The organism is Rummeliibacillus sp. G93, assembly GCF_023515935.1.
Classification (GTDB): Bacteria; Bacillota; Bacilli; order Bacillales_A; family Planococcaceae; genus Rummeliibacillus; species Rummeliibacillus stabekisii.
On record NZ_CP097314.1, the window covers coordinates 718860 to 744352 of the forward strand.

At 39.4% G+C, this 25493-nt stretch carries 19 protein-coding genes; 15 read left to right on the forward strand and 4 right to left on the reverse strand.

The window, feature by feature from the left end:
- The first annotated feature begins 29 nt into the window (after positions 1-29).
- The 9 genes from M2M59_RS03435 (at position 30) to M2M59_RS03475 (ending at position 15335) form a co-directional block, all read left to right on the forward strand.
- Complete coding sequence (locus tag M2M59_RS03435; RefSeq protein WP_249775530.1) at positions 30-1460, forward strand: S41 family peptidase; 1431 nt, start codon at positions 30-32, stop codon at positions 1458-1460.
- Positions 1461-1696: 236 nt separating this feature from the next.
- Positions 1697-2866 (forward strand): PDZ domain-containing protein, encoded by a 1170-nt coding sequence (locus tag M2M59_RS03440; protein ID WP_249775531.1) that lies wholly within the window; start codon positions 1697-1699, stop codon positions 2864-2866.
- Between the two features lie 329 nt (positions 2867-3195).
- Positions 3196-3822 (forward strand): TVP38/TMEM64 family protein, encoded by a 627-nt coding sequence (locus M2M59_RS03445; RefSeq protein ID WP_371923803.1) that lies wholly within the window; start codon positions 3196-3198, stop codon positions 3820-3822.
- Between the two features lie 52 nt (positions 3823-3874).
- The gene (gene addB / locus M2M59_RS03450) at positions 3875-7384 is read left to right on the forward strand and encodes a helicase-exonuclease AddAB subunit AddB (protein ID WP_249775533.1); all 3510 of its coding nucleotides are present in this window, start codon (positions 3875-3877) and stop codon (positions 7382-7384) included.
- The gene (gene addA, locus M2M59_RS03455; protein WP_249775534.1) at positions 7365-11030 is read left to right on the forward strand and encodes a helicase-exonuclease AddAB subunit AddA; all 3666 of its coding nucleotides are present in this window, start codon (positions 7365-7367) and stop codon (positions 11028-11030) included. The genes addB and addA overlap by 20 nt, the downstream gene beginning before the upstream one ends.
- Positions 11031-11041: 11 nt before the next feature.
- Entirely contained in the window at positions 11042-12226 is a 1185-nt protein-coding gene (locus tag M2M59_RS03460; RefSeq protein ID WP_249775535.1) for a DUF418 domain-containing protein, read from the forward strand.
- A gap of 41 nt (positions 12227-12267) precedes the next feature.
- Positions 12268-13170 carry a fumarylacetoacetate hydrolase family protein gene (locus tag M2M59_RS03465; protein ID WP_147194594.1) on the forward strand — a complete coding sequence of 301 codons (903 nt, stop codon included), beginning with the start codon at positions 12268-12270 and terminating at the stop codon, positions 13168-13170.
- Between the two features lie 165 nt (positions 13171-13335).
- Positions 13336-13692, forward strand: coding sequence for a YisL family protein (locus tag M2M59_RS03470; protein WP_147194591.1), 357 nt, complete (start codon positions 13336-13338; stop codon positions 13690-13692).
- 176 nt (positions 13693-13868) lie between these two features.
- Entirely contained in the window at positions 13869-15335 is a 1467-nt protein-coding gene (locus M2M59_RS03475; RefSeq protein WP_184117513.1) for an alpha-amylase family glycosyl hydrolase, read from the forward strand.
- Between the two features lie 52 nt (positions 15336-15387).
- Here the strand turns inward: M2M59_RS03475 and M2M59_RS03480 are convergent, their stop codons facing one another.
- Together M2M59_RS03480 and M2M59_RS03485 are read right to left on the reverse strand one after the other, a co-directional pair.
- On the reverse strand, positions 15388-16245 hold the full coding sequence (locus M2M59_RS03480) for a DegV family protein (protein ID WP_147194585.1): 858 nt from the start codon (positions 16243-16245) through the stop codon (positions 15388-15390).
- Between the two features lie 25 nt (positions 16246-16270).
- Positions 16271-17080 carry a Cof-type HAD-IIB family hydrolase gene (locus M2M59_RS03485; RefSeq protein WP_147194582.1) on the reverse strand — a complete coding sequence of 270 codons (810 nt, stop codon included), beginning with the start codon at positions 17078-17080 and terminating at the stop codon, positions 16271-16273.
- Between the two features lie 411 nt (positions 17081-17491).
- Here M2M59_RS03485 and M2M59_RS03490 point away from each other — a divergent pair, with 411 nt between their 5' ends.
- The 3 genes from M2M59_RS03490 to M2M59_RS03500 all read left to right on the forward strand — a co-directional run bounded on the left by M2M59_RS03490 (position 17492) and on the right by M2M59_RS03500 (position 19327).
- On the forward strand, positions 17492-18121 hold the full coding sequence (locus M2M59_RS03490) for an HAD family hydrolase (protein WP_249775536.1): 630 nt from the start codon (positions 17492-17494) through the stop codon (positions 18119-18121).
- A 74-nt stretch (positions 18122-18195) separates the two neighbouring features.
- Positions 18196-18966 carry a prolyl oligopeptidase family serine peptidase gene (locus tag M2M59_RS03495; RefSeq protein WP_147194576.1) on the forward strand — a complete coding sequence of 257 codons (771 nt, stop codon included), beginning with the start codon at positions 18196-18198 and terminating at the stop codon, positions 18964-18966.
- Positions 18967-19018: 52 nt separating this feature from the next.
- On the forward strand, positions 19019-19327 hold the full coding sequence (locus M2M59_RS03500) for a metal-sulfur cluster assembly factor (protein ID WP_066784777.1): 309 nt from the start codon (positions 19019-19021) through the stop codon (positions 19325-19327).
- Between the two features lie 97 nt (positions 19328-19424).
- Here the strand turns inward: M2M59_RS03500 and M2M59_RS03505 are convergent, their stop codons facing one another.
- On the reverse strand, positions 19425-20129 hold the full coding sequence (locus M2M59_RS03505; protein WP_244946639.1) for a Crp/Fnr family transcriptional regulator: 705 nt from the start codon (positions 20127-20129) through the stop codon (positions 19425-19427).
- 198 nt (positions 20130-20327) lie between these two features.
- On the opposite strand from M2M59_RS03505, the gene M2M59_RS03510 reads away from it, so the two are divergent.
- On the forward strand, positions 20328-22475 hold the full coding sequence (locus M2M59_RS03510) for an ATP-dependent Clp protease ATP-binding subunit (protein WP_147194573.1): 2148 nt from the start codon (positions 20328-20330) through the stop codon (positions 22473-22475).
- A 53-nt stretch (positions 22476-22528) separates the two neighbouring features.
- On the opposite strand, the gene M2M59_RS03515 is transcribed toward M2M59_RS03510, so the two are convergent.
- Complete coding sequence (locus M2M59_RS03515; RefSeq protein ID WP_066784779.1) at positions 22529-22732, reverse strand: YjzD family protein; 204 nt, start codon at positions 22730-22732, stop codon at positions 22529-22531.
- A 326-nt stretch (positions 22733-23058) separates the two neighbouring features.
- Here M2M59_RS03515 and M2M59_RS03520 point away from each other — a divergent pair, with 326 nt between their 5' ends.
- Together M2M59_RS03520 and fabF are read left to right on the forward strand one after the other, a co-directional pair.
- Positions 23059-23997: a beta-ketoacyl-ACP synthase III gene (locus tag M2M59_RS03520; RefSeq protein WP_066784782.1), complete on the forward strand. Its 939-nt coding sequence runs from the start codon at positions 23059-23061 to the stop codon at positions 23995-23997.
- A 28-nt stretch (positions 23998-24025) separates the two neighbouring features.
- Entirely contained in the window at positions 24026-25261 is a 1236-nt protein-coding gene (fabF, locus tag M2M59_RS03525; protein ID WP_249775537.1) for a beta-ketoacyl-ACP synthase II, read from the forward strand.
- Positions 25262-25493: the final 232 nt, after the last annotated feature.

Genomic DNA, 25493 nt, shown 5'->3' on the forward strand with positions numbered 1-25493 from the left:
GTGCAAAGATATGGGAGGGACTGAGATTAATGCGAAAATGGTGGCTTTATTTATTTATTAGTGTATTGGTATGCGGAGGGATTTTCTATTTCATGAAGTCCCAAAAAACAAAAGAAGCAGTGAAGGCTGAATCAACGACTTTAGAACCTGTTGGAGAAGCATATCAATTAATTCGCCAAGAGTCGGTTCATAGTACAACGGAAAAACAATTGGTTGAAGGCGCGATTACAGGTATGGCGGGCGCTTTGAAGGATCCCTACAGCACCTACTATACAAAAGAAGAAGCAAAAATGCATAAGGAACAATTATCTGATGAACGTGTAGGGATAGGAGCAGAGATTACCCAAAGCCAAGGCCGGTTTATTGTCGTGTCGCCAATGAAAGGGTCACCAGCTGAGAAAGCTGGGCTTAAACCTTATGACGAAATCGTCCAAATAGATAAGCAAAGGGCAGAAGGAAAGTCATTAACTCAATTGCTTGCACTTATAAGGGGCGATGAGGGTACAACCCTTACCATGACAGTATTTAGACCTTCAGAAAACCGACATGTAGATATCAAAATTACAAGAGGAGCAATTGCGCAAACATCTGTCAAAAGCAAGCTCATTGGAGTAAAAGACAAAAATATTGGTTATATTGCTATTTCTGTTTTTGGTGAAAAGACGGCAGAAGAGTGGTACCAGCAAACAAGTGAACTAATGAAAAATAATATTCAAGCTTTAATCATTGATGTAAGAAGCAACCCTGGCGGATATCTCAAAAGTGTCGCACAAGTTATTGGAAGTGTCGTTAAACCGGATTCTACTTTCGCCTACATGGAAGATGCAATGGGCAATCAAGAGCCTTTAAAAGTCGCAAAAGATGATCTTGCGTTTGATTATGATGAAAAGTTAAAACAGCTGCCGATGGTCCTGCTGCAAGATGAGGGAAGTGCCTCTGCGAGTGAAGTGCTAAGTGGAGCGTTAAAAGAGTTAGATCGAGCAATGATTATTGGTGTTAAAAGTTTTGGGAAAGGTACTGTACAAGAAACTTGGCCATTATCTAATGGGGGCGAATTGAAGCTTTCCACGAATAAATGGCTGACGCCAAAAAGAGAATGGATTCATGGCAAGGGTATCCAAGCTGGAGTTGAAGTGGAACAAAATCCGCAATTTCATATGAAATTGCCACCAATCGCAGGGAAATTTAAAGAAGGAGATTTTGCAGATGATATCCAATCCATCCAAGAAGTATTAAAAACACAGGGCTACCAAATTAGCCGATTGGATGGGTATTATGACAAATCCACAGCAAAAGCTGTTCAACAGTATAGTGATAAACACAATCTGTCCGGCAAAAGTGAGATGAATGAGGAATTCTTAACAACCTTGCGTGAAGAGATGGTTCAATATAGAGAGAAAGAAGAAAATGATACGCAGCTCCAAATGGCGATTAGCTATATTAATCAAAAATTGAAATAGATGAGAAAGCCCTGTAGGTGAGCAGTCATGCTCGACCGCTTCCTACAGGGCTAATCTTGCAATTCTTGAGCCAGAAAGTGAAGAAAAGTAAACTATTGCTTTTCACCGTTTTTACATTCCCTAATATAAGATAAATGGTACATAATCATTAAAACACTTCGTTTTCAATCGGCTGTTTGATACAATGAAAGCACCATTATATTAACTGCCGGAGAATGAAAGGTGATGCAAAACGTATGTACATAGATGTAATCATGGAAATTATCAAAGGCATCGGCCGTTTCTTTTTAAATCCTTTATTATATATAGGAATCTTATTCGCTATTTTAATTGGCTATCAGCGTGTAAAATCAGAACGGAAATCCTTTAAGACACGAATTTTTTGGGGATGGTCTGAGACAATCCTTATGGTGAAAGAAGGCTGGTTGCCTGGAGTTATCATCTCAGCCATAAGCTTAATCGTAGGATTAACAGTTCCCATTCAATTTATTGTAATCAGTGCAGTCGTCGGCGTTATTTTAATCGCTGTTTTTTATTATCATGCAGCTTCTGCTGTTTATCCACTTGGCATCGCATTTGTTATCTTATGGTATACATATATTACAGATGGCTCTTGGCACTTCTTGAAATGGGATGTGACAAGTCATTCTATGCATGTCGGTATGTTAAGTACGATTCCTATATTAATTGGGCTTGTGCTGGTCGCGGAAGGTGCTCTTGTCGTAAAGAACGCTGCAAAACTGGCTTCACCTAAAATATTAAAGTCTGAACGAGGTTTACCATCCGCTATCTACCTTGCCAAACGATTGTGGATGCTGCCTATTTTCTTCGTCATTCCGAGTGGAGCGATTCACGAATATGTTCCATATTGGCCGCAGTTTACGCTAGGAAGCAATACATTCTCACTAATTCTTGTACCGTTTGTCATTGGTTTCCAACAGAGATCAAGAAAGTTGTTGCCGGTACACTTTTATCCACAAGTAGGGAAAACAATCGAGATACTGGGCCTGCTTGTCTTAATTGAAGGAATTATTGCATACTTCTTTCCAATCATGGGAGTCGCAGCAGTATTTGTCGGTATAATTGGACGTATTTTTATTTCAATCCTATATTCATTAAGTGAACGCCATGGCACCTATGCCGTAACGCCGAAAGATAATGGTGTAATGGTTGCGGGTGTTTTGCCGGATTCCCCAGCTGCAGCTATGGGCATTCAAGTGGGTGAATGCATTCGTAAAGTCAATGGCATTCCGGTCTCAAATGAAGAAGAATTATATGAAGCGCTCCAAATAAATGCGGCTCATTGCCGACTAGAAGTGGTTGACCAGGACGGAGAAGTTCGATTAAGGCAGCATGTCATTTATCGTCATGACCACTATCGAATTGGCTTGCTAGTAGTTCGCTAGAAGACACATTGCTAGCGGAAAATAGAGCTAGAGTTAAATCTTTAAAACTGAGTATATATAAATAGAAACATATCTATTATGACGGTTGCTGTCTGAAAGGACAGGCCGTCTTTTTGTGTTATAGAGAATAAAATTTTGTCGAAATTAAGGCAATCCTTTTGTCTCTCACCCCTGTACAAAGTGTTGTATAATAATTGGACTACCCCCTATTAAGTTCAACGGGTAAATGTATGTCGAAAATAGCAAAAAAGTTTCAACTGAATCGTAACGCAACTTATAAATGGCTATATTAGTCTTAACTATAAAAGTAAGATTTGTCGAAAGGGGCAATGACCGTGCCTGAATGGTTATCCATTGAGAAATTTCAGCTGCTTGCACAACATTATCGTTTAATTGGGACTCTACTAGCTATAGCCTTGCCATTCTTAGAGGCTTTTTTGCCGTTTTTGCCATTAGCTGCATTCGTGGTGGCGAATGCTAGCGCCTATGGATTATGGTGGGGATTTTTATTTTCGTGGGCAGGCGCAGTGTTAGGGGCTTACTCTGTATTTATTATTATCCGAAAGTTTGGCAGAAGCAAAATCCTGCGCTTTATTTCAAATCGTTCTGCTGTTCAAAAGCTTATACATTGGGTTGAATACCAAGGGTTCACCCCATTATTAATATTGCTTTGTTTTCCTTTCACCCCATCAGCTATTGTCAATGTGGTGGCGGGCTTATCCAAGCTTAAAAAGAAGAATTATTTAGTCACGGTGATGCTGGCAAAGCTAGTGATGATCTTTATTATTAGTTGGATAGGCTCAGATTTGCGAGCACTCATTACAAATCCTGTTAGGACAGGCTTGATTGTGGGCGTTCTGGTTCTCTTATGGTGGGGAGGAAAGCATGTCGAAGCGCGAATGAACAATAAAATGAAAGAAGAAATGAGAAATTCATCTAAATATGAACATAAATAGAACACTAGTTCTTATTGTGCTATAATAAAGGAAAAGAAAGTGGGGGTTATGTATGTCACTGCGATTCATTACAGGCAGATCTGGATCGGGCAAAACAGCCCTGATTCAACAAGAAATTGTGGCGAAAGTGGAAGAGCAGCCAATTGGTTCGCCGATTTTTTTAATTGTGCCTGATCAGATGTCATTTTCAGCCGAGAGAGATATGACACACGAATATAGCATTAAAGGGCTTATTCGTGCACAAGTCACAACCTTTAAACGACTGGCATGGCGTGTTCTACAAGAAACAGGTGGGATTAGCCGCAAAGAAGTCAATGGCTTTGGCTATCGAATGCTGATCCGGAAATTGTTGGACCAACACAAAGAAGAATTTGCTCTGTTTAAGAAAGCTGCTGATAAACGGGGATTTACAGCTGAAATGGAGTCATTGCTAAAGGAATTTAGCAGATATAGTATGGATAGTACAGCGCTAACAAATCTAATGGCTAGTTTTGCAGATGTAGATGCGCCTAAAACGCTACAGGATAAAATGCATGACTTACATTTGCTTGTAGGGGCAATAGAAGAATCATTGGGCACGACGTATGTTGATAGTGAGGGCTACTATCCATTGTTAGCGTCACAGCTGGGAAAATCACTTGCTATCCAACAGGCAGACATTTATATAGATGGCTTTACGGCATTTACTACACGAGAGTTAGAAGTCGTAGAGGAATTGCTAAAAACAGCGCGCCGCGTAACGGTTGTTTTACCAATGGAGTCTATTGCAGATGCAGAAGACGAGCATGCATTGTTCTATCAATCTTCAAGAACGTGCGCTAAATTAATTGAAATAGCGCAGGAAAATGGCGTTGAATTAGAACCGACTATCCATCAAAGAGAGCAACACAGATTTCAGACGGCTGATTTACGACATTTAGAAAGTCAGTTTGATGCATTCCCAGCACTTCAACAAGAGAGCGATGGCAGTGCGGAGATCATTGAAGCATCTAATCGTCGGGCAGAAGTTCATGCTGTTGCCCGAAAAATTCATGGGCTTGTCCATGAGGATGGCATGCGTTATCGTGATATGGCAATTCTTTATCGCCAACAAGATGTCTATGATCCCCTAATCCACACGATCTTTCCTCAATATGATCTGCCATACTTTGTTAGCCAAAAAAAGCCGATGCTTCATCATCCGCTGATTGAATTAAGCCGATCAGCTTTGGAAGCTATCCAATCTGGCTGGCAGTATGAGCCTATTTTCCGTGCCGTCAAAACAGATTTATTTTTCCCAATGAATGCAGAAAAGCAAATATGGCGAGAAAGAGCGGACTTACTTGAAAATTTTGTTTTGGCAAAAGGTATATACGGAAAACGCTGGTTTGAAGATGATCGCTGGCTCTATAAAAAATATCGCGGTCTGGAATTATATACGGCCAATCAAACAGACGAAGAACGAGCGTATCAACAGGAGATAGAATTGGTACGTGAAAAAATACGTGTCCCATTGAAATCGTTGGAAACGGAATTGCAAGAAGCCGTTACTGGGAGAGATATCGCCACAGCCATTTATCGTTTCATGGAGACGCTAGAAGTATTTGATAAGCTGCAAACGTTAAAGGACTATGAAATTGAAAAAGGACGTTTACTGGAAGCAAGTGAGCATGAACAAGCATGGAAAAATTGGGTGGATATCCTAGACCAGTTTGTTCTTCTTTTTGGCGATCAGCCTATGAATTTGGAAGAAGCCTTTGAGATTTTAGATGAAGGCTTTGATACATTGGAGTTCTCAAGAATTCCGCCTTCTATAGACCAAATAACAATAGCATCAGCTGATATAGCTCGTTTAACACATGTTAAGGCAGTTTTTGTGATTGGCGTAAATGATGGTGTGTATCCAAAACGGCTCGATTATGAAGGGATATTGGCAGACAGCGAACGTGAGTGGTTTTCAAGACTTGGGCATGAAATCGCACCAACCTCTAAAACTCGCTTGTTAGAAGAAGAATTTATCACCTACCATGCATTTACTATGCAATCCCATCGTTTGTTTGTTTCTTATGCGATGGCTGATGAAGAAAGCAAGGCACTGCTACCGTCTTTGTATATCAAACGCTTGGAAGATCAACTGAAAAACATACGTAAAACAATGGCGCTTATTGATCCGACCGAATCGACTGAGGCTTTTGATATTATGTCATATATTGTGCATCCGCGTACGTCGCTTGCGTATTTAATGAAAGGACTACGGATGCAACAGGAGCATGGAGAGTTAAGTCCTGAATGGTTAGCGCTTCAACAGTATTATGAGAAGGATCCTTATTGGAGAACCATTTTAGAACGCTTAATGCGTCCATTAAAAACGCATGGGCAGGCTGAACCTTTAACACCTGAAATGACAGAGGCCCTTTATGGATCTACATTAACTTCCAGTGTATCGCGAATAGAGAAGTTTTATCGCTGTCCATTCTCCCATTTTTCAATGTATGGATTAAATCTGGAGGAAAGAGCAGAGTATCGCTTAGAAACACCTACAATCGGCGATCTTTTTCATGCTGCTTTGAAATGTATTAGTGAAGAAACGGATCGTCTGCACCTCTCATGGAGCCAATTAACGAATGAGCAATGTGCGCATTTAGCTAAAAAAGCTGTTGAAGAAATATCGCCACTTTTATATCATCAAATTTTATTAAGCAATGCACGCTACCGCTATATTGCTCGAAAGTTGACCTATATCGTACAACGTACACTGCAATCGCTAAGCCAGCATGCAAGAGTGTCGGGCTTTAAACCCATTGCGATTGAAGCAGCTTTTGGGCCGAATGAGCCTTTGCCACCACTTGTTATTCAGTTGGACAACAATAAGAAAATGCAAATGCGCGGCCGAATTGACCGTGTGGATGCAACAACCATTGACGGTAAACCGTATATACGCGTTGTCGATTATAAATCATCTGCCCGCAAGCTGGATTTAAATGAAGTTTACTATGGACTATCTTTACAGATGCTGACATACCTAGATGTGGCCATTACGAATTCAGAGGAATGGCTTCCGGTCCATGCCGAAGCTGGCGGCGTTCTTTATATTCATGTTCACAACCCAATGCTAAGCGCATCTAATAGCTTATCAATAGAAGAAGCCGAAACTGAGCGTTTAAAGGAATTTAAAATGCGTGGCCTATTATTAAATGATTCTCAATCAATCCTTGCGATGGACGAAAATCTTGCTGAGAGTGGAGGATATTCCAAGGTCGTGCCTGTTTATGTCAAAAAAGACGGCAGTGCATCTCCCGGTATGTCATCCATCATAGCGCCAGATGATATGAGTTCACTTACACACTTTATTCGGAGTAAGCATAAAAAGGCAGGCCGGGAAATTCTGGAAGGCAAAACGGATATAAGCCCATTCAAGATGAATCAGCGTACCGCATGCGAGTTCTGTTCATTTAAAAGTGTATGTCAATTTGATACAACAGACCCAGCGCAGCATTATCGCCAATTATCACTGGATAAGCCTGAACAAGTAATTGAAAAGATACGAAAGGAGAGTGGTCACGATGACCTCAGCCATACCTAAAAAGCCGGACGATGCGACATGGACGGACGAACAGTGGAAAGCCATATGGGCAACTGGACAAGATATCCTAGTCTCTGCAGCAGCAGGGTCAGGTAAAACGGCAGTATTGATTAATCGGATGATTGAGAAAGTCATTTCATCTGACCATCCCATTGACGTTGATCAGCTGCTTGTCGTTACATTCACAAATGCATCTGCGGCAGAAATGAGACATCGTATGGCCGATGCGCTTGAGAAGGAAATTAAGAAAAACCCTACTTCTAAGCATTTGCGCAGGCAATTAAGTCTGATTAATAAAGCGCAGATTTCTACACTGCATTCGTTTTGCTTAAATATCGTGCGGCAATATGCATATTTACTGAACATAGACCCAGGTTTTCGCATTGCAGATGAAACAGAAGCAGCATTGCTAAAGGATGATATTCTCGCGCAAGTGCTAGAAGCGGCCTATGACGGTGAATATGCAGAGCGTGTCTACCGGTTAGTGGATAGTTTTACATCCGATCGAGATGACCAGGCGATTGAAGTGCTCATTTCTAAGCTATATGAAATGTCTCGCGTCAATCCAGAGCCGTCTAAATGGCTTTTGGCCTTGCCAGAGCAATATGCCATTGCAGATGATGCTGTTGTAGATGATTTGCCTTTCATTCCATATGTGAAAAAGGCCATTTTGCATGATATTGATGGGGCCATCCACATTGCCCAAGAAATCCGTCAGCTTGCACTGTTGCCAGATGGGCCTTATGCATACGGGGAAACAGCAGAAAAAGATTTAGTGCTGCTTCAAGAGGCAAGAGCTCTTGTTAGTGAGAGAAGCTGGCAGGAGGCTCATTCATTCTTCCAAAAGGCTAAACTAGACAGAGCGAAAGCCCAAAAGAAGGGTAGCTGTGATGAAGAACTGCTAGAAATGGCAAAAGCGAAACGTAAGCAAGTAAAAGAAATGTTTGAAAAGCCAGTTGAAAAGTATTTTCAGCGTTCTCCAGAAAGGCTGCTTGATGAGATTCGCTTTATGAAGCCGATGATTGCAACGTTGGTAGAGCTGGCTTTACAATTTAGCGAAATGTATGGAGCAGCTAAAAGCTCAAAGGGATTAGTAGACTTTTCAGATTTAGAGCACTACGCATTAGCTATTTTAACGGAAGACGTGGATGGCAAAATGGTGCCTTCATCGGTTGCACTTGATTATCGGGCCCATTTTAAAGAAGTGTTAATTGATGAATACCAAGATGTCAATTTTCTTCAAGAGACCATCCTACAGCTCATCAAAACAGGTGAAGCATCAAACGGCAACATGTTTATGGTCGGTGATGTGAAGCAGGCCATCTATCGATTCCGCTTAGCAGAACCAACGCTATTTCTTCATAAGTATCTAGCTTACAATGAGGGGGAGAATTCAGGCCTCCGTATAGACTTGAACGCTAACTTCCGTAGTCGTCCACAAGTGTTGCATGGAACGAACTATGTTTTTAAACAAATCATGGGCGAGGAAGTAGGAGAAGTAGTTTATGATGAAGCTGCCGCTTTAAAACCACAAGCACCTTATGACGAAAAAGAAATGCCAATTGAATTGGCTATTTTATATACCGAAGAGAATGAGGATGAAAGCGGTTCGCAAGCATCCGAGGAAGAAGAGTTAAAGAAATCCCAGCAAGAAGCTAGATTTATGATTAAAGAAATTAGACGCATGATGGATTCAGGTATGACAGTAATGGATCCGTGGACCAAAAAAGAAAGACCCATCGAGTATAGGGATTTTGTCATTCTAATGCGTTCAATGACTTGGTCTGCAGATTTGGTGGATGAGTTTAAGGCAGCGGAGATCCCATTGTATGCGGAGATTTCAAAAGGTTATTTTGAAGCACTTGAAGTCATGATTATGTTAAACACCTTAAAAACAATCGATAATCCTTATCAAGATATTCCGTTTGTATCGGTTTTAAGAGCACCTTTTGTGGGTCTTACTGAAAATGAATTGGCCAAAATTCGCCTTGCACAACCGAAGGCATCATTCTACGAAGCGCTTAAACAATTCGTGCGTAGTGAAGGAGCCGGGTTAAACGCCACTACTGCCTCGAAGTTACAGCGTTTCTTATTGCAAGTAGAGGATTGGCGAGATTTGGCGAGACGCGGATCTCTGGCTGATTTGATATGGCGCGTTTATATGGATACAAATTATTATGAGATGGTAGGAGCTATGTCAAATGGCAAGCAAAGGCAGGCGAATCTCCGTGCGTTACATGATCGGGCTATAGCTTATGAAAAAACGTCATTCCGAGGTCTTTTCCGCTTCTTACGTTTTGTAGAGCGCATGCGGTTGCGGGGAAATGACTTAGGAACTGCTAAAGCTATCAGTGAGAAGGAAAATGTTGTTCGTCTCATGACCATCCATTCATCTAAAGGCCTAGAGTTTCCTTTTGTTTTTGTAGCAGGGCTTGGCCGTGAATTTAATAAAATGGATTTCCATTTGCCTTACTTATTTGACCAAGAATTTGGCTTAGCTGTGAAGATGATTGATCCAGAAAAGAGAATCCAGTACACATCTCTGCCTTTCCTTGCGATGGTAGAAAAGAAAACACTAGAAATGAAATCAGAAGAGATGCGTATTCTGTATGTAGCCATGACAAGGGCGAAGGAGAAGCTTTTCTTACTTGGAACGATTAAAGATTGGGAGAAAGCGAAGAAACAGTGGACGGATTCTGCACAGCTGCCAGATGGAGAAATGCTTCCAGACTACCTTCGCGCAAAAGCAAAAAGTTATTTAGATTGGATCGGACCGGCATTTGCAAGACATCCTCATTTCAAAGGAGAAGAGGTAGGGACAGAACAATCTCAATGGAAATTAAATGTTTTGCATGTGAATGATTTATATGAAACTGAGGTAGAGAAAGTAGAAGAAGAAAAAGAATCTTTACCAGAAGCGGAAGTAAATCCGGCAATGGTGGCAGAGATCGAAAGACGCTTTGACGAACCTTACGCATATGAACGAGCGATTGCTAAACGTTCCAAAACATCTGTCAGTGAATTAAAGAGACTGCAGCAGCTACAATCACAAGAAGAGCCAGAGCTATTTACGAGCAGCACGCCAAATCAGCAAAGAGTAGCACAAAGGCCTGCATTTTTACAGCAGCAATCACTGACAGCAGCAGAAACGGGGACAGCTATCCATACAGTGATGCAGCATATCCCAAAAGAAGGTCTTCATAGCGAAGAAACAGTACGCAGGTTTGTGGATTCTTTAGTGGAGCGCCAACTGTTAACAGAAGAAGAAGCGAAAGCTGTGAAACCGAACAAGATTATCGACTTCTTTAAAAGTGAAACAGGCATCCGCTTTATGAATGCGCAAGAGCTTCATCGAGAAATGCCTTTCACGCTAAGTCTTGCAGACAATGAGGGAGATACGCAGGTTGTGCAGGGGGTAATCGACTGCCTGTTAAAAGATGCAACCGGGAAGTGGATTTTGCTCGATTATAAGACGGATCGGCTTTTGCCCCATATGCAAACAATAGAGGGCTTGCGTACTGAAATGGTTAAGCGATATGAAGTGCAGCTTTCACTCTATAAAAAAGCAATAGAAGAGATATTGAAGATTGAGATTGCAGAGAAAGTGATTTACGCATTTAATGCTAATCACTCTATACAATTATAGGAGGAATAGACGTGCGGAGTACCCCAACGGCGACCAAAGAGAGAGTCGCTACCATAGATATTCTGCGAGGGGTCAGTTTACTTGGCATTCTTCTCGTAAATATGTTTGCATTCAGTACGCCAGTACCATATGTAGATTTAAAGACGTATTTTTCAACGCCGCTTGATATTTCATATCATAAATGGTTGGATATTCTCGTGCAGGGCAGTTTTTATCCGCTTTTTGCTATGTTGTTCGGCTATGGTCTTGCGATGCAACAGGAAAAGGCGGAAAGGCTAGGAAACAGTTTTTATAAATTGAGCGTAAAACGTTTGGTGGTGCTATTCATCATCGGTGTACTTCATGTACTGTTTCTTTGGTGGGGAGATATTTTAATGATGTATGCTTTCTGCGGCCTTATTGCCATTAGCTTGATTCGTATGAAGCCCCAGTTTTTATTAGCCATTGGTTTGCTATTTTACGGAGCAATAAATGGTTTGGTAGCTTTATTGGCATATATCGCCTCATTAGTTAAAGCTTCATCCGAGACATTTGAATACGCGGATATACAAGCTGTTCAAAGTGCGATTAAAGCTTATGGGAGCGGTTCTTGGATGGATGCGTTCCAGCAGCGTTTAACAGATGCGAGCGTACAATTTTCTCCTTCTATGTGGATTATGGCCTTGTTCACCATACTACCTTTCATGTTAATTGGAGCCGCGGCGGCTAAATGGAAGTTAATAGAAAGTGCTAAAAATCATCTATCTAAGTGGATTGTGGCAGCGGTCGTGCTCATTGCACTTGGCATTATTTTAAAAATGTTGCCTTATACAATGGATCGCACTTATTTTCTAGATAGCATTCAAATGCAATTCGGTGGACCGCTTTTAGCTGTTGGATATGCTAGTGCTATCATTCTTATTTGTTGCATTCCTTATGCAACGAAGATTTTATTGCCTTTTGCGATGGCAGGGAGAATGTCATTAACTGTTTACTTATTAGAATCCCTTATTTGTACACTTATTTTTTATCATTTTGGATTAGGGCTTTATGGAAAATTAGGTCTTGATACAATCACCTGGTTAGCGCTTGGAATATACGCGATTTTAGCAGTTTTTTCTATGTTCTGGTTATTGATTTTTCGCCAAGGACCACTAGAAAGCCTATGGAAACGTATTACGTATGGAAAGATTAGCGAAAAAAGAGGAAATATTTAAGTAAATGTTGTATGATGGGTAAAAAAAGGAGTGCTACATTTATGAAAATTCTTTCTTTTCGTTATAATGATCAATTGGGCTTTGGTCCAAAGGTGAAAAAAGAAGAAGCAGTTTGGGATGTACTTGCGATTCAGGAAGAGCTACAAGTTCTGCCTTCGTATGCTAAAACAATAGTAGAAGGCATGACGAATGGCTTTGAATTTGTGGAGCAAACACGCAAACTAGTAAGAGCTGCTGAAGAATCAGAGAACCCAGCTCACTTTAAATATAGCTTTAATGATATTGAGTGGTTGGCGCCTATACCGCGTACTACTAAAAATATTATTTGCGTTGGCAAAAATTATAATGAGCATGCAAAAGAAATGGGTGCAGCAGAAGCTCCTGAGGATATTGTCGTATTTACAAAAGCGCCGACAGCTATTGCTGCTGACGAACAAACTTTGCCTATACATGCAAATGTAACATCTCAATTGGATTATGAAGGTGAACTAGCTGTTGTGATTGGCAAAAAGGGAAAAGACATACCGAAAAACCTAGCCTTTGATTATGTGTTTGGCTATACGATTGCCAATGACATTACTGCACGAGATTTACAGGGAAAACATAAGCAATTTTTCTTAGGCAAAAGTTTAGATGGCTCTTGCCCAATGGGACCTTATTTGGTGACGAAAGATGAATTACCTAATCCGCAGAATTTAACTGTTGTGACAAAGGTAAATGACGAAGTACGTCAAAATGGTACAACCCTAGATATGATGCACACTGTTGAAGATTTAATAGTAGAGATTTCTAGATTAGTAACGTTAGAACCTGGAGATGTTATTTTGACTGGCACTCCTGCAGGCGTCGGTAAGGGTATGAATCCGCCGCAATACCTGAAAGCGGGAGATGTGGTGAAAGTATCAATCGAAGGAATCGGCACTTTGGTAAACAGTTTTGAATAACGAAGCTGACATGTGTAGCCCTTTTAATCTACATTATTGAAATAATTATGTCAGAATTAAGAATAAGACCGATGGAATCTATTATCCATCGGTCTAAAATTTGTATAGTACATAACAAATTTGGTAGGATAAATAAGACAATAACTATTTGGGGGAAAATACGAAATGATACACTTACATTTTACATCGGTTATTATAGCAGTCATTTTATTCTTCGTAGCTGTTATGATGCAAAACGGCTCTAAAGGCCAAAAAATCACACATATGATTTTACGTGTATTCTACATTTTAATCATTATTTCTGGTGGCATAGTATTTAGTGATCAAATGGCAGGCCCTATGGCAATGGAATACGGATTAAAACTATTGGGCGGATTACTTGTAATCGGCATGATGGAAATGGTCCTAGTTCGCAAACAAAAATCAAAATCTACAGGCGTACTTTGGGCGCTCTTTATTATCTTCCTTGTATTCACTGTATATATGGGAGCACATTTGCCATTAGGTTTCCTTCATATCTAAAAGGCAGTAGATTAAAGCACACATTCTGTAAGAATGTGTGTTTTTTTCTGTCAAAGGACATTCACAACTTTGTTGAAATTACAGAAGGATTACATTTTTTTTGCAAGTACGTATGGAGAGATTGTTATTCGTTTGTTAAAATTATGTTGGACAGTTCTATAGAGGAGGACTTCGAGTTGAATGTAAAATGGATTAGTACTGCAGTTGCATCCATATTGCTGGCCACGGCAATTGGCACAGCCCCGGCAGTATCTGCGAAAGAAGAGACACCCCAAATTCAAAATGAAAGTATTTATGATGTATTAATAGACCGATTTTTCGATAAAAATGTAGAGAATGATTATAATATTAATGCAAAAGATCCAAAAGCTTTTCATGGTGGAGACTTTGATGGGATCGCTACTAAGCTTTCATATTTTCAAGATTTAGGTTTTACCATGCTTTCATTAGGTTCTGTTTTTTCATCCGAAACATATGATGGACAAGCCGTTGTAGATTACAATAAAATTGAGCGCCATTTCGGTACAGGCAAAGAATTTTCATCATTAATTGGAACTTTGCATAAAAACCATATTAAAACGATGGTAGATTTTCCGATTAACAATGTAAGTAAAAATCATGCATGGGTATTAGAAAAAGGCCATCAAGACTGGTACGAGCTAGCAAATTCTGACCGCATCAATTGGAAGACATCCAATCCTGCTGTACAAGACGCATTAATACAGGCAGCAGTAGATTTTGTAGGTAAGTATAAAGTGGATGGAATCCGATTAACGGAGCTTGGCAAAGCAGACACTGCATTTCTCAATAAGATGATTACAGCGCTTAAACAAAAAAATAAAAATTTGTATGTGATTACAAATGAGCCAAGCGATGCTGATTTTGATTTGAAAGTAAACAAACATACGATTGATACATACCAATCCATCTTTAAGAATGTGGATCAAGACTCTTCACAGCTAGAGAAGCCATTAGGTAATAGTATTAACGATACCTCGCAAAAGCCTGTTGCACTAATGCTTGATGATTTATATAGTGCTCGCTTTACACATGCATCTGCTGAAGAAAACATGTTCCCGCCTACACGGATTAAAGTTGCACTGGGAGCAATCATGACATTGCCTGGTGTGCCGATTGTTTCATATGGTACTGAAATCGCGCAAAATGGTGTGACTACAGATGAATCACATGCGCCAATGGATTTCCGTACAAAAGATGATATTATTTCCTATATTGAAGATCTTCAATCAGTTAGAAACAAATCGGAGGCATTGCGTACAGGGAAATTTAAGCTGTTAGAAAATAAAGATGGTTTAATCGTATATGAGCGCTACTCTGGAAAAGAAAAATGGATTATAGTTGTCAATAATACAGATAAAACAAAGAGATATGTTTTGGATCCATCTGTGATTGGTAATAATAAGGAACTGCACGGCATCTTTGAAAAAGATATTGTGCGCCAACAAAAAGAAGATGAAAAATACAACATTGTTTTAGACCGTGAACTTGTTGAGTTTTACCAAGTTACTGACCATAAGGGAATTAATATTCCTTATATGATAGCGCTAGGACTTGTGTATGTCATCTTTATTACCTTCATTGTTTTGTTGCTTCGTAGAGGACGTAGAGGGAAAAAAGCATAAAATAAAAGCTCTTCTTATCGAAAAGATAAGAAAGAGCTTTTTTTGTATTCTTTTATTTTTCGGGCAGCTGATTTAAGAAGAAGACAGAAATAGTACCTGTCCCTGTATGTGCCGCAATGACGGATCCGATTAAATGAATTTCTACTGCTTTAGGATGGAAATTCTCCTCAATCAAAGCTTTCATTTCCTCTGCTGCAGCGAGGTCATCGCTGTGGCTAATGGCAATCACTTGTTCAGAAAGTGAGTCGCCTCGTTCTTTCATTAACTCTATCAGGCGTTTAAATACTTTTTTGCGCCCTCTATATTTTTCGATAGGCACCAATTTTCCATCTTCTACATCTAAAACAGGTTTAATGCTCAAAAGGCCACCGATAAAAGCACTCGCTTTGGAGAGTCTGCCACCCTTTGCAAGATAATCTAAATCATCTACTGTAAATAAATGCTCCATATGGAGTGCGTTAAATCGCGCTCTTTCCGTCACTTCATCGTAAGATTTGCCTTCATTCTTCATGCGGGCAGCTTCTTTAACGATTAGTCCGTAACCAAGAGAGGCACATTTTGTATCAATAATAGTTAGCTTTAAATCCGGGTAATTTTCTTTTGCCTGCTGCGCCATCATGACGGCAGTATTGTAGGTTCCCGAAAGTTCAGATGAGAAAGCAATGTAGATTCCTTCTTCTCCGGATTGACCTAAAGCGTTAAATTCCTTCAAAAAACGTTCGGGTGAAGCTTGCGAGGTTTTTAATGATTCTCCATCCCGGATGGCTTGATACACCTCATCCATGTCGACGCCAATGATGTCATCATATTCTTTTCCTTTTAGATGAACGCGAAGTGGGATGAGTGTAACATCCTCTTGTTCATAAAAAGACTTTGGCAAATCAGATGCGCTATCTGCGTAAATTCTCATTTTAAAACCCCCTGTATTCTATTCTCTATATATGAAGACGATCAATAAGGAATTCAGCAATTCCGTCTTCGTTGTTGGTTGTTGTTACTTCATTCGCAATATTTTTAAGTTGGCTAATGCCATTGCCCATTGCTACGCCTACACCTGCATATTCAATCATTTCAAGGTCATTGTCCTCATCGCCAAAAGCAATAATGCGGTCGCGAGGAATGCCCAGGTCTTTCGCTACATGAGAGAGGCCGACAGCTTTATTCAAGCCATGACGTACGATTTCTATGACCGGGAAAGGATCTCCCCAACGCCTATGATCAATCAATTCGGCTTTCGTGTCTGCCAGGTATTGACGAATGCTCGGCACGCTGCTTTCTTTCGCTTGAATTAACAAACTTGTTGGGTTGTCTTTTAGATATTGATGCAAGTCTCCCGTCGTTACTTTCGGGTCACCCATACTAAATATATTTAATAGCTTCTCATCATGGTATTGTACATACACGTCATCCATGACTTCGGCAATTAAATTTTCAAACTGCTCTCTGTTTAATGACTCTACGACTTCTTGTACAACTTTTAAGTCAATCGGCTTATGTACTGTCTTCCAGTTTTGGTCTAGAGGATGATGTACAAATGCACCATTGAAATTGACGATGGGTGTGTGCAAACCTAGTTCATGATAGAACAATTTACTTGCACGATAGGGCCTTCCTGTTGCAATCATGACTTCATGTCCGGCCTCTCTAGCTTTTTGCAATGTGGCCTTTGTTTTATCAGAAATCACTTTTTCATCAGTTAATAGGGTTCCATCTAAATCTAAAACAATTAAATGTTGTTGTGCCATGCTGATAACTCCTTTTCTTATTTGTTTTGTCGATGTGTAGTCCAAATTTAGCTAGTCCTGTGATTTAAGTGAAATTTTCATCATAGGAATACATATGTTTAAATGCCAATAGCTGAATCATTTTCACCATATAGTTGAAATGAACGAGCTTTCTTTATTTTATAGTGTAAGTCCGTGAAAAGTGCCGTTTGAAGCGAAGCGTTAATTGGCAGAAATTCTGAATGATTAAAAATAAAAACGTTCGTTTATACACTATTTAAATGGATATATGAAGTTGATTCAGTTGGTAAGATATATTAAAGTTTATCCTTTCAATAAGGCTTTAGTCAAAGTTTATTCACAATAAAGGGTTTAATGTATTTCTAAAGGTTATATATATTTTAGAATAACTAACAAAGGGGAGTAGTTCAGATGTACAAATCGATTATTTTTGATATTGATGGTACTTTATTGGATACAGAAAAAGCCATCTTATTATCTCTACAGCAGGTATTGAAAGAAGAAGGATTAAGTTATGAATTAGATGATCTAAAGTTTTCTTTAGGAATACCGGGGAAAGAGGCACTCAAGCAACTCCCTGTTACGAATGTAGATAAAATGGATAAGAAGTGGTCGCAAGCCGTATTAGAATATGCTGATGAGGTTGGATTGTTTAGCGATATAGAAGAAATCATAGAGTTATTGGCTGATAAGCAGATCCAAATGGGGATTGTTACTTCTAAAACAAGAGACGAATTGAAAAGAGAGTTCGAACCATTTGGATTGAATACCTATTTTCAGTATATAGTTTGCGCTGACGATACAGTCAAACACAAACCAGAGCCAGAACCACTATTGGCTTGCCTAGAAGGATTAGGTGTACCAAGTAGCAGCGCGCTGTACATTGGTGATTCCATCTATGATATGCATTGCGCCTATAAAGCAGGAGTACATTTTGCCCTGGCATTGTGGGGAGCGAAAACAACAGAGGGCTATGACTTAGCGGAATACGTGTTAAAAAAACCACAGGATATAGCAGTATTAGTAGGCTTGAAACCATAAGTATATAACATCAGATTGGCTTCACTTTCTTTTTTTTGATAACATTGACATAACGAAATGAGGGAGTGAATGAAATGAAAGTGGACCATGAAATTTGGGGCAATATCCCTTTACTTCATATATACAATGAACAGTCGGCGACAAAAGAAGCGCCCACTGTCATTTTTTTGCACGGATTTACAAGCGCAAAAGAACATAATCTACATTATGCTTACCAGTTAGTAAATAAGGGTCTACGTGTATTATTGCCTGATGCGCTATTGCATGGGGAACGCGAAGAAGAACTGGATGAAGTTCAGTTGAGTCTTCGTTTTTGGGAAATTGTTTTAACTTCTATCGAAGAAGTACAATTTTTACGCAACCAGCTGCTAGAAAAAGGGTTGGCAAAAGAAGGTGAAATTGGCCTTTCTGGAACCTCAATGGGTGGCATTGTGACGCTTGGCGCATTGAAAGTATATCCGTGGATCAAAACGGCGGCTGTTATGATGGGCTCTCCAGCTTATGTAGAATTAGCGAAGGAACAAATTGCCGGCATTGAAGAAAAAGGGTTTAAAATTCCGTTGAATGACGAAGAGTTAGAGAGAATGTATAAAACGCTTAGTCGTTTTGACTTAAGTAAAGAACCAGAAGGTCTGTTAGGTCGCCCTGTATTCTTTTGGCATGGCAAAAAGGACCAAATGGTACCATTTAAGCCTACGCATGAATTTTATAAACTACTTCAAAAAGATTATTATCAGGATCATCCAGAAGATTTGGCGTTTATGGTTGATTCGTCTTCTGGCCACAAAGTATCTCGTGCAGGGATGCTTGCAGGGACTGCTTTCCTTGCTGACCATTTGGCATAGTGATTTAGGGATGATATGATTAGGGAACAATATGAAGAAAGGGGATAAAACCATGGATGCAGATTTAAAAGAAAATATTCTAGGTGCACTTGAAAATGTTATTGACCCAGAACTGGGTATAGATATCGTCAATTTAGGTTTAGTCTATGACGTGGATATGTCTGAAGAAGGACTATGCGTCATCACAATGACACTTACTTCTATGGGTTGCCCACTGGGACCAGTGATTGTGGATCAAATCCGTACAGCTTTATTTGAAATTCCAGAAGTAAAAGATGTAGATGTCAATGTTGTCTGGAATCCGCCTTGGTCTAAAGATAAGATGTCACGCTACGCAAAAATGGCATTAGGTATTCGATAAAAATTAAAAATCAGTGGAGAACTAGTTCTTCACTGATTTTTTATATAAGCATTCCGAATATATTCATGACAGTAGGGTATACATAGAAGATGAAGCATTAGTCAATACGACAGACGCTAATAGGGCAGTTATCACATTCACATTGATCTTTTAAATAGTTTAATTGATGGACGGTAATCAATCCTTTATCAAAAGAAATGACGTCTAAATTCTTTAATTCATGCAGCGTACGATTGATTACTTCACGGCTTGTAGCACACAAATTTGCTAGCGTAGTGTTTGTTAATGGATAGTTAATTAGAATGTCACCATTTTCTAGTTTTTCACCGTACGTATTGGATAAACGAATGATAGTGGAATATAGCGCACCTTTCTTGCCAAATAGCAGCAAATCACGCAGCTTCGTTTGGGTTTTTAAATTTTGAAGCTGCAGCCATTTAATATACTCAATTAACAAATCAGGTTCTTGAGCTAAAAGTATTTCGAAAAGGCCTGCATCTAATGTAAGAATTTGAGAGGCTTCCAATGTTTTCGCACTCAGTGGATAAAAACCAGATGTGCTAAAAACAATTCCTTCACCAATACAATCATCACTGCCACAAATTCGGAGCGACAATTCTTTGCCTCCTGCAGTTTCTTTCGATACAACCACTTTTCCAGCTACGATAAAGAAAAGATCTTTAACTGGCTCTCCCTCGATGCAAATATGGCTACTCTTAGGAAATTTAATCAATGAACCATGTTCTTCAAAGATTTTTCGTATCTTTTGTGGAAGCGGTTCAAAATGATCCAAATCTGCCAATACCTATCCCATCCTTCACGTAATCTATTTTTCTCATTATAACACAGCCTAGTTAGAATGATAGTCATGTGAATACAGTAAATAATGGTAATTATTATATAGTCAAATAAGGTCAAACATATTACTTTACATTAAAGATAGAGAAGAATATAATAAAATTAACATAAGGTCAGTAATGGTCAAAGGGAGCTGATTTGAATGCAAATGCAAATGAATAACGAAGAGCAAAAAAGCCCATTAGAACAATTTGGACGGAATTTAGTAGAAGAAGTGAAAAAAGGAAAGATGGATCCTGTCATTGGTCGAGACCAAGAAATTCGGAATGTTATTAGAATATTGTCCCGTAAAACGAAAAATAACCCGGTATTAATTGGTGAACCTGGGGTAGGAAAAACAGCTATTGTTGAGGGCCTTGCACAGCGTATTGTAAAAAAAGATGTACCTGAAGGATTAAAGGATCATCTCATATATGAGCTTGATATGAGTGCATTAGTGGCTGGTGCGAGCTACCGTGGCCAATTTGAAGAACGGTTAAAGGGTGTCTTGAAAGAAGTCAAAGAAAGTGAAGGACGTATTATTTTATTCATTGATGAAATTCATACTATTGTTGGCGCAGGAAAAACAGACGGAGCAATGGATGCAGGCAATATGCTTAAACCAATGCTTGCACGCGGTGAATTACATTGTATTGGCGCGACAACGCTTGATGAATATCGCATGTATATTGAAAAAGATCCGGCGCTTGAACGTCGCTTCCAACAAGTACTCGTGCGAGAGCCATCAGTAGAAGATACTATTTCCATTTTACGTGGTTTAAAGGAAAGCTTTGAATTGCATCATGCCGTAAAAATTCATGATAGAGCGATTGTAGCGGCAGCAGAATTGTCTAATCGTTATTTAACAGAGCGCTTCTTACCAGATAAAGCGATTGATTTAGTCGATGAAGCTTGTGCGATGATTCGTACTGAAATCGATTCAATGCCACAAGAGCTAGATGAAGTAACACGTCGCCAAATGCAGCTGGAGATTGAAGAACAAGCGTTACAAAAGGAAAAAGACGAAGCAAGCAAAAAACGGCTTATAGCTTTACGCGAAGAGTTAGATCAATTAAAAGCATCATCTAAAAATATGAAAGAGCAGTGGGAATCAGAAAAAAATGCACTGCAAGCTATCCAAGAAAAACGGGAAACATTAAACCGCTATCGTAGAGAATTAGAGGATGCAGAGAATCAATATGATCTTAACAAAGCTGCCGTTTTGCGCCATGGCAAAATTCCAGAATTAGAAAAAGAACTGCAATCGCTTGAAAAATCTTTGCAAACTGATGATGAGAGCCGTTTGTTACGAGAAGATGTAACAGCGGAAGAGATTGCATCAATCGTTTCAAGATGGACGGGTATTCCTGTGACTAAATTAGTAGAAGGTGAACGCGAAAAGCTATTGCACCTGAAAGACACATTGCATGAACGTGTAGTTGGGCAAGACGATGCGGTACGTTTGGTGACGGAAGCAGTATGGCGTGCAAGAGCTGGCATTCAAGATCCGAACAAGCCTATTGGTTCATTCCTATTTTTAGGTCCAACAGGTGTCGGCAAAACAGAATTAGCTAAAGCATTGGCTGCTCAGCTATTTGATTCAGAAGATCATTTCATTCGTATAGATATGTCCGAATACATGGAAAAACACAGTGTTTCAAGATTAGTGGGTGCACCTCCAGGATATATTGGATACGAAGAAGGCGGTCAATTGACAGAAGCCGTTCGCAGAAATCCTTATTCTGTTGTGTTGCTCGATGAAATTGAAAAAGCTCATCCTGATGTAGCGAATATCTTGTTACAAATATTGGATGATGGTCGCATAACCGATAGTCAAGGGCGTACAGTCAACTTTACTAATACAGTCATTATCTTAACTTCCAATATTGGCTCACACTATTTGTTGGAGTTAAAAGGGCAAGATAGCGATCATGCAATCGAAGATCTAGTAATGGCAGAATTGAAACAACATTTTAAACCTGAATTGCTTAACCGACTTGATGATATCGTGATGTTCCATTCCTTATCAGAAAAACAATATTACGAAATTGCTAAAAAATATGTAGCACTCCTTCAAAAACGGGTGGCAGAACAAGATATTGAGCTAATCGTAAATGAAGATGTACTAGAATGGGTAGTTAAAGAAGGCATTGACCCTGCATTTGGCGCACGTCCACTACGCCGCTTTGTTCAACGCTATATTGAAACTTTGGTAGCGCAAGAATTATTAAAAGGCGAAGCAAGCGCCGGAGACCGATTAGTAGTAGCCTTGGAGGATGGTAAAGTAACCATTCATAAAGAAAGTAAATAATCATTCTTCAAAATAAAAAACCTGTCCATTATTTGGGACAGGTTTTTTAGTCATTATTCGTGTTGACCGATTTCTTTTGGTGAATCTTTTGGAATCACTGCATCCATTATTAAGATTAATACTGAAATGATAAGTGATATCCATAATCCTTTTGTGAATGCTGGTCCATCTAATGGCACATTATTGATTGAGCTCACAACATAGTTTAATGTGGAAACCAATAATGCTGACCAAATCACTAACATAATGTATTTCATATAATCACCTCTAGCTCACTTTTATCCGCATTATGGGGCAGCAAGACCTCAACTCAACACTTGAGTGATAACGAATGGTTAGAAGAGTTACTGACCATAAATGCCCGATTGGTTCAACGCGCACTAATTGAGGATTAAACCTCATGAAATCTGAGTGTTCGTTTCACTTTTTATCAACTCTATCATACCATAACGTTTTATTTTTTTGGAAGAAACTTTTGCAATCTGATAAGAACAAAATTGATTCATATTGATAAAAAGAGAATTATTCGCTATAATTAAGACCAGATACTAATAATTGATAATAAGAAAAGAGGCGCTACCTCATGAATGCTGGGATTGTTGGAGTAGGAAGATGTGTTCCAGAGAAGGTATTAACAAATTTTGATTTAGAAAAAATGATGGATACGTCAGATGAATGGATTCGCACACGTACTGGCATACAAGAACGTCATATCGCTGCAGATGACCAAGATACATCCCATATGGCATTTGAAGCAGCAGATAAAGCGATCAAAGACGCTGGCATAAAACCAGAACAAATTGGATTAATTCTAGTAGCTACTGTTACGCCGGATCAGCCGTTTCCGAGTGTAGCCTGCATGATACAAGACCAGCTTGGTGCAGTTAATGCAGCAGCGATGGATCTTTCTGCAGCATGTGCTGGCTATATTTATGGTTTAGTCACAGCTAAGCAGTTTATTGAGTCAGGTGTTTACGATTATGTTTTGGTTGTTGGAGTTGAAAAACTAACAAAAATTGTTGACTGGTCTGATCGTAATACAGCCGTTCTTTTTGGAGACGGTGCAGCTGCAGCAGTGGTAGGTAAAGTTTCTGAAGGAAGAGGTATACTTTCATTTGAATTGGGTTCAGACGGTTCAGGTGGAAATCATCTATATCAAACGAAAGAAAACTATCTTTCAATGAATGGCCGCGAAGTATTTAAATTTGCAGTTCGTCAAATGGGACAATCTGCACTAAATGTAATTGATAAAGCAGGCTTAACAAAAAATGATGTAGACTTTTTGATTCCGCATCAAGCTAATATCCGTATCATGGAAGCTTCTAGACAACGGTTGGAATTACCGCCTGAAAAAATGTCGTCAGTTATCCACAAATACGGTAACACTTCAGCTGCTTCAATTGGTAATGCGTTAGTAGAAGAGTTGGAGAACGGCCGCATTAAAGATGATGATCTACTTGTTTTAGTAGGTTTCGGAGCTGGATTAACTTGGGGCGCTGTTGCAATGAGATGGGGAAAATAACACAAAGGAAAAGTGAGGAATTATAACCATGGCAAAACGTCGAGTAGTAGTGACTGGTATTGGAGCAGTAACACCGCTAGGAAACGATATTTCAACAACTTGGGAAAATATTAAAGCAGGCCATGTTGGAATTGGACCATTAACAAGATTGGATCCAGAAAAATTTCCGGCTAAAATTGCTGCTGAAGTAAAAGACTTTGATATTGAAAAATATATTTCTAAAAAAGATGCGAGAAAAATGGACCGTTTTACTCAATATGCATTAGCTGCATCTATTATGGCTGTTGAAGATTCAAACCTAGAAATTACGCCTGAGGTCGGATTGCGCACGGGTGTATGGATTGGTTCAGGAATTGGTGGAATGGAGACATTTGAACAGCAATATAATAATTTCCTTGAAAAAGGGCAACGTCGTGTGAGTCCATTTTTCGTACCAATGATGATTCCCGATATGGCTGCGGGTCAAGTATCCATCCATTTCGGAGCAAAAGCGATTAATTCATGTTCAGTAACAGCTTGTGCATCAGGTACAAACTCAATCGGTGACGCCTTCAAGGTAATTGAACGTGGTGATGCTGACGTCATGATTTCAGGTGGAGCAGAAGCCCCGATTACTAACATGGCAGTAGCTGGTTTCTGTTCAAATACTGCACTAACATTAAATCCAGATCCAAAAACAGCTTCACGTCCATTCGATAAAAATCGTGATGGTTTCGTCATTGGCGAAGGTGCTGGTATTGTGATCCTGGAAGAATATGAACATGCGGTTAACCGTGGTGCAAAAATTTACGCAGAAGTTATTGGCTACGGCTCAACAGGTGATGCACACCATATCACGGCTCCTGCTCCAGAAGGTGAAGGAGCAGCACGTGCTATGCAACAGGCACTTAATGATGCAGAAGTATCTCCTGAGCAAGTGGATTACATTAATGCTCACGGAACAAGTACGGTCTATAATGATTTATTCGAAACGAAAGCGGTCAAAACAGTTTTCGGAGAGCACGCTTATAAATTAGCGATCAGTTCAACTAAATCAATGACCGGCCATTTACTTGGTGCAGCAGGTGGCATTGAGGCAATCTTCTCTGTGTTGGCGTTGCAAGAAAATATTTTGCCACCAACAATGAATCTTGAAACACCAGATGAAGAATGTGATTTGGATTATGTGCCAAATAAAGCAAGAGAGCAAGAAATCTCATACGTGATGAGCAATTCGCTTGGTTTTGGTGGACATAATGCTTCACTACTGTTTAAAAAAATGTAATACAAAAAGTTAAAACTAGTAGAAAAGCCTTTCTCATGAATAGAGAAAGGCTTTTTTTCATAGCTTATAATAGATTCTTTAAACGACAAAGCGAAATTTCACACAACAAATCTCTTTCAATCACTGAAATAAAAAAACAAGAAAAGGATAATGATATGCGATTCTTATTTTTTTTAATTTGTTATGGACTAGTTGTATTGACCGCCACTCATATGATTTTGTATTTAAACTA

Excerpts from the sequence above, each read along its gene's own strand:
- M2M59_RS03520 (WP_066784782.1), top strand. The coding sequence starts at position 23,059 with ATGAATGCTGGGATTGTTGGAGTAGGAAGATGTGTTCCAGAGAAGGTA.
- fabF (WP_249775537.1), top strand. The coding sequence starts at position 24,026 with ATGGCAAAACGTCGAGTAGTAGTGACTGGTATTGGAGCAGTAACACCG.
- M2M59_RS03440 (WP_249775531.1), top strand. The coding sequence starts at position 1,697 with ATGTACATAGATGTAATCATGGAAATTATCAAAGGCATCGGCCGTTTC.
- M2M59_RS03470 (WP_147194591.1), top strand. The coding sequence starts at position 13,336 with ATGATACACTTACATTTTACATCGGTTATTATAGCAGTCATTTTATTC.
- M2M59_RS03465 (WP_147194594.1), top strand. The coding sequence starts at position 12,268 with ATGAAAATTCTTTCTTTTCGTTATAATGATCAATTGGGCTTTGGTCCA.
- M2M59_RS03510 (WP_147194573.1), top strand. The coding sequence starts at position 20,328 with ATGCAAATGCAAATGAATAACGAAGAGCAAAAAAGCCCATTAGAACAA.
- addB (WP_249775533.1), top strand. The coding sequence starts at position 3,875 with ATGTCACTGCGATTCATTACAGGCAGATCTGGATCGGGCAAAACAGCC.
- M2M59_RS03495 (WP_147194576.1), top strand. The coding sequence starts at position 18,196 with ATGAAAGTGGACCATGAAATTTGGGGCAATATCCCTTTACTTCATATA.
- M2M59_RS03515 (WP_066784779.1), bottom strand. The coding sequence starts at position 22,732 with ATGAAATACATTATGTTAGTGATTTGGTCAGCATTATTGGTTTCCACA.
- M2M59_RS03480 (WP_147194585.1), bottom strand. The coding sequence starts at position 16,245 with ATGAGAATTTACGCAGATAGCGCATCTGATTTGCCAAAGTCTTTTTAT.
- M2M59_RS03435 (WP_249775530.1), top strand. The coding sequence starts at position 30 with ATGCGAAAATGGTGGCTTTATTTATTTATTAGTGTATTGGTATGCGGA.
- M2M59_RS03445 (WP_371923803.1), top strand. The coding sequence starts at position 3,196 with ATGACCGTGCCTGAATGGTTATCCATTGAGAAATTTCAGCTGCTTGCA.
- M2M59_RS03500 (WP_066784777.1), top strand. The coding sequence starts at position 19,019 with ATGGATGCAGATTTAAAAGAAAATATTCTAGGTGCACTTGAAAATGTT.
- M2M59_RS03485 (WP_147194582.1), bottom strand. The coding sequence starts at position 17,080 with ATGGCACAACAACATTTAATTGTTTTAGATTTAGATGGAACCCTATTA.
- addA (WP_249775534.1), top strand. The coding sequence starts at position 7,365 with ATGACCTCAGCCATACCTAAAAAGCCGGACGATGCGACATGGACGGAC.
- M2M59_RS03490 (WP_249775536.1), top strand. The coding sequence starts at position 17,492 with ATGTACAAATCGATTATTTTTGATATTGATGGTACTTTATTGGATACA.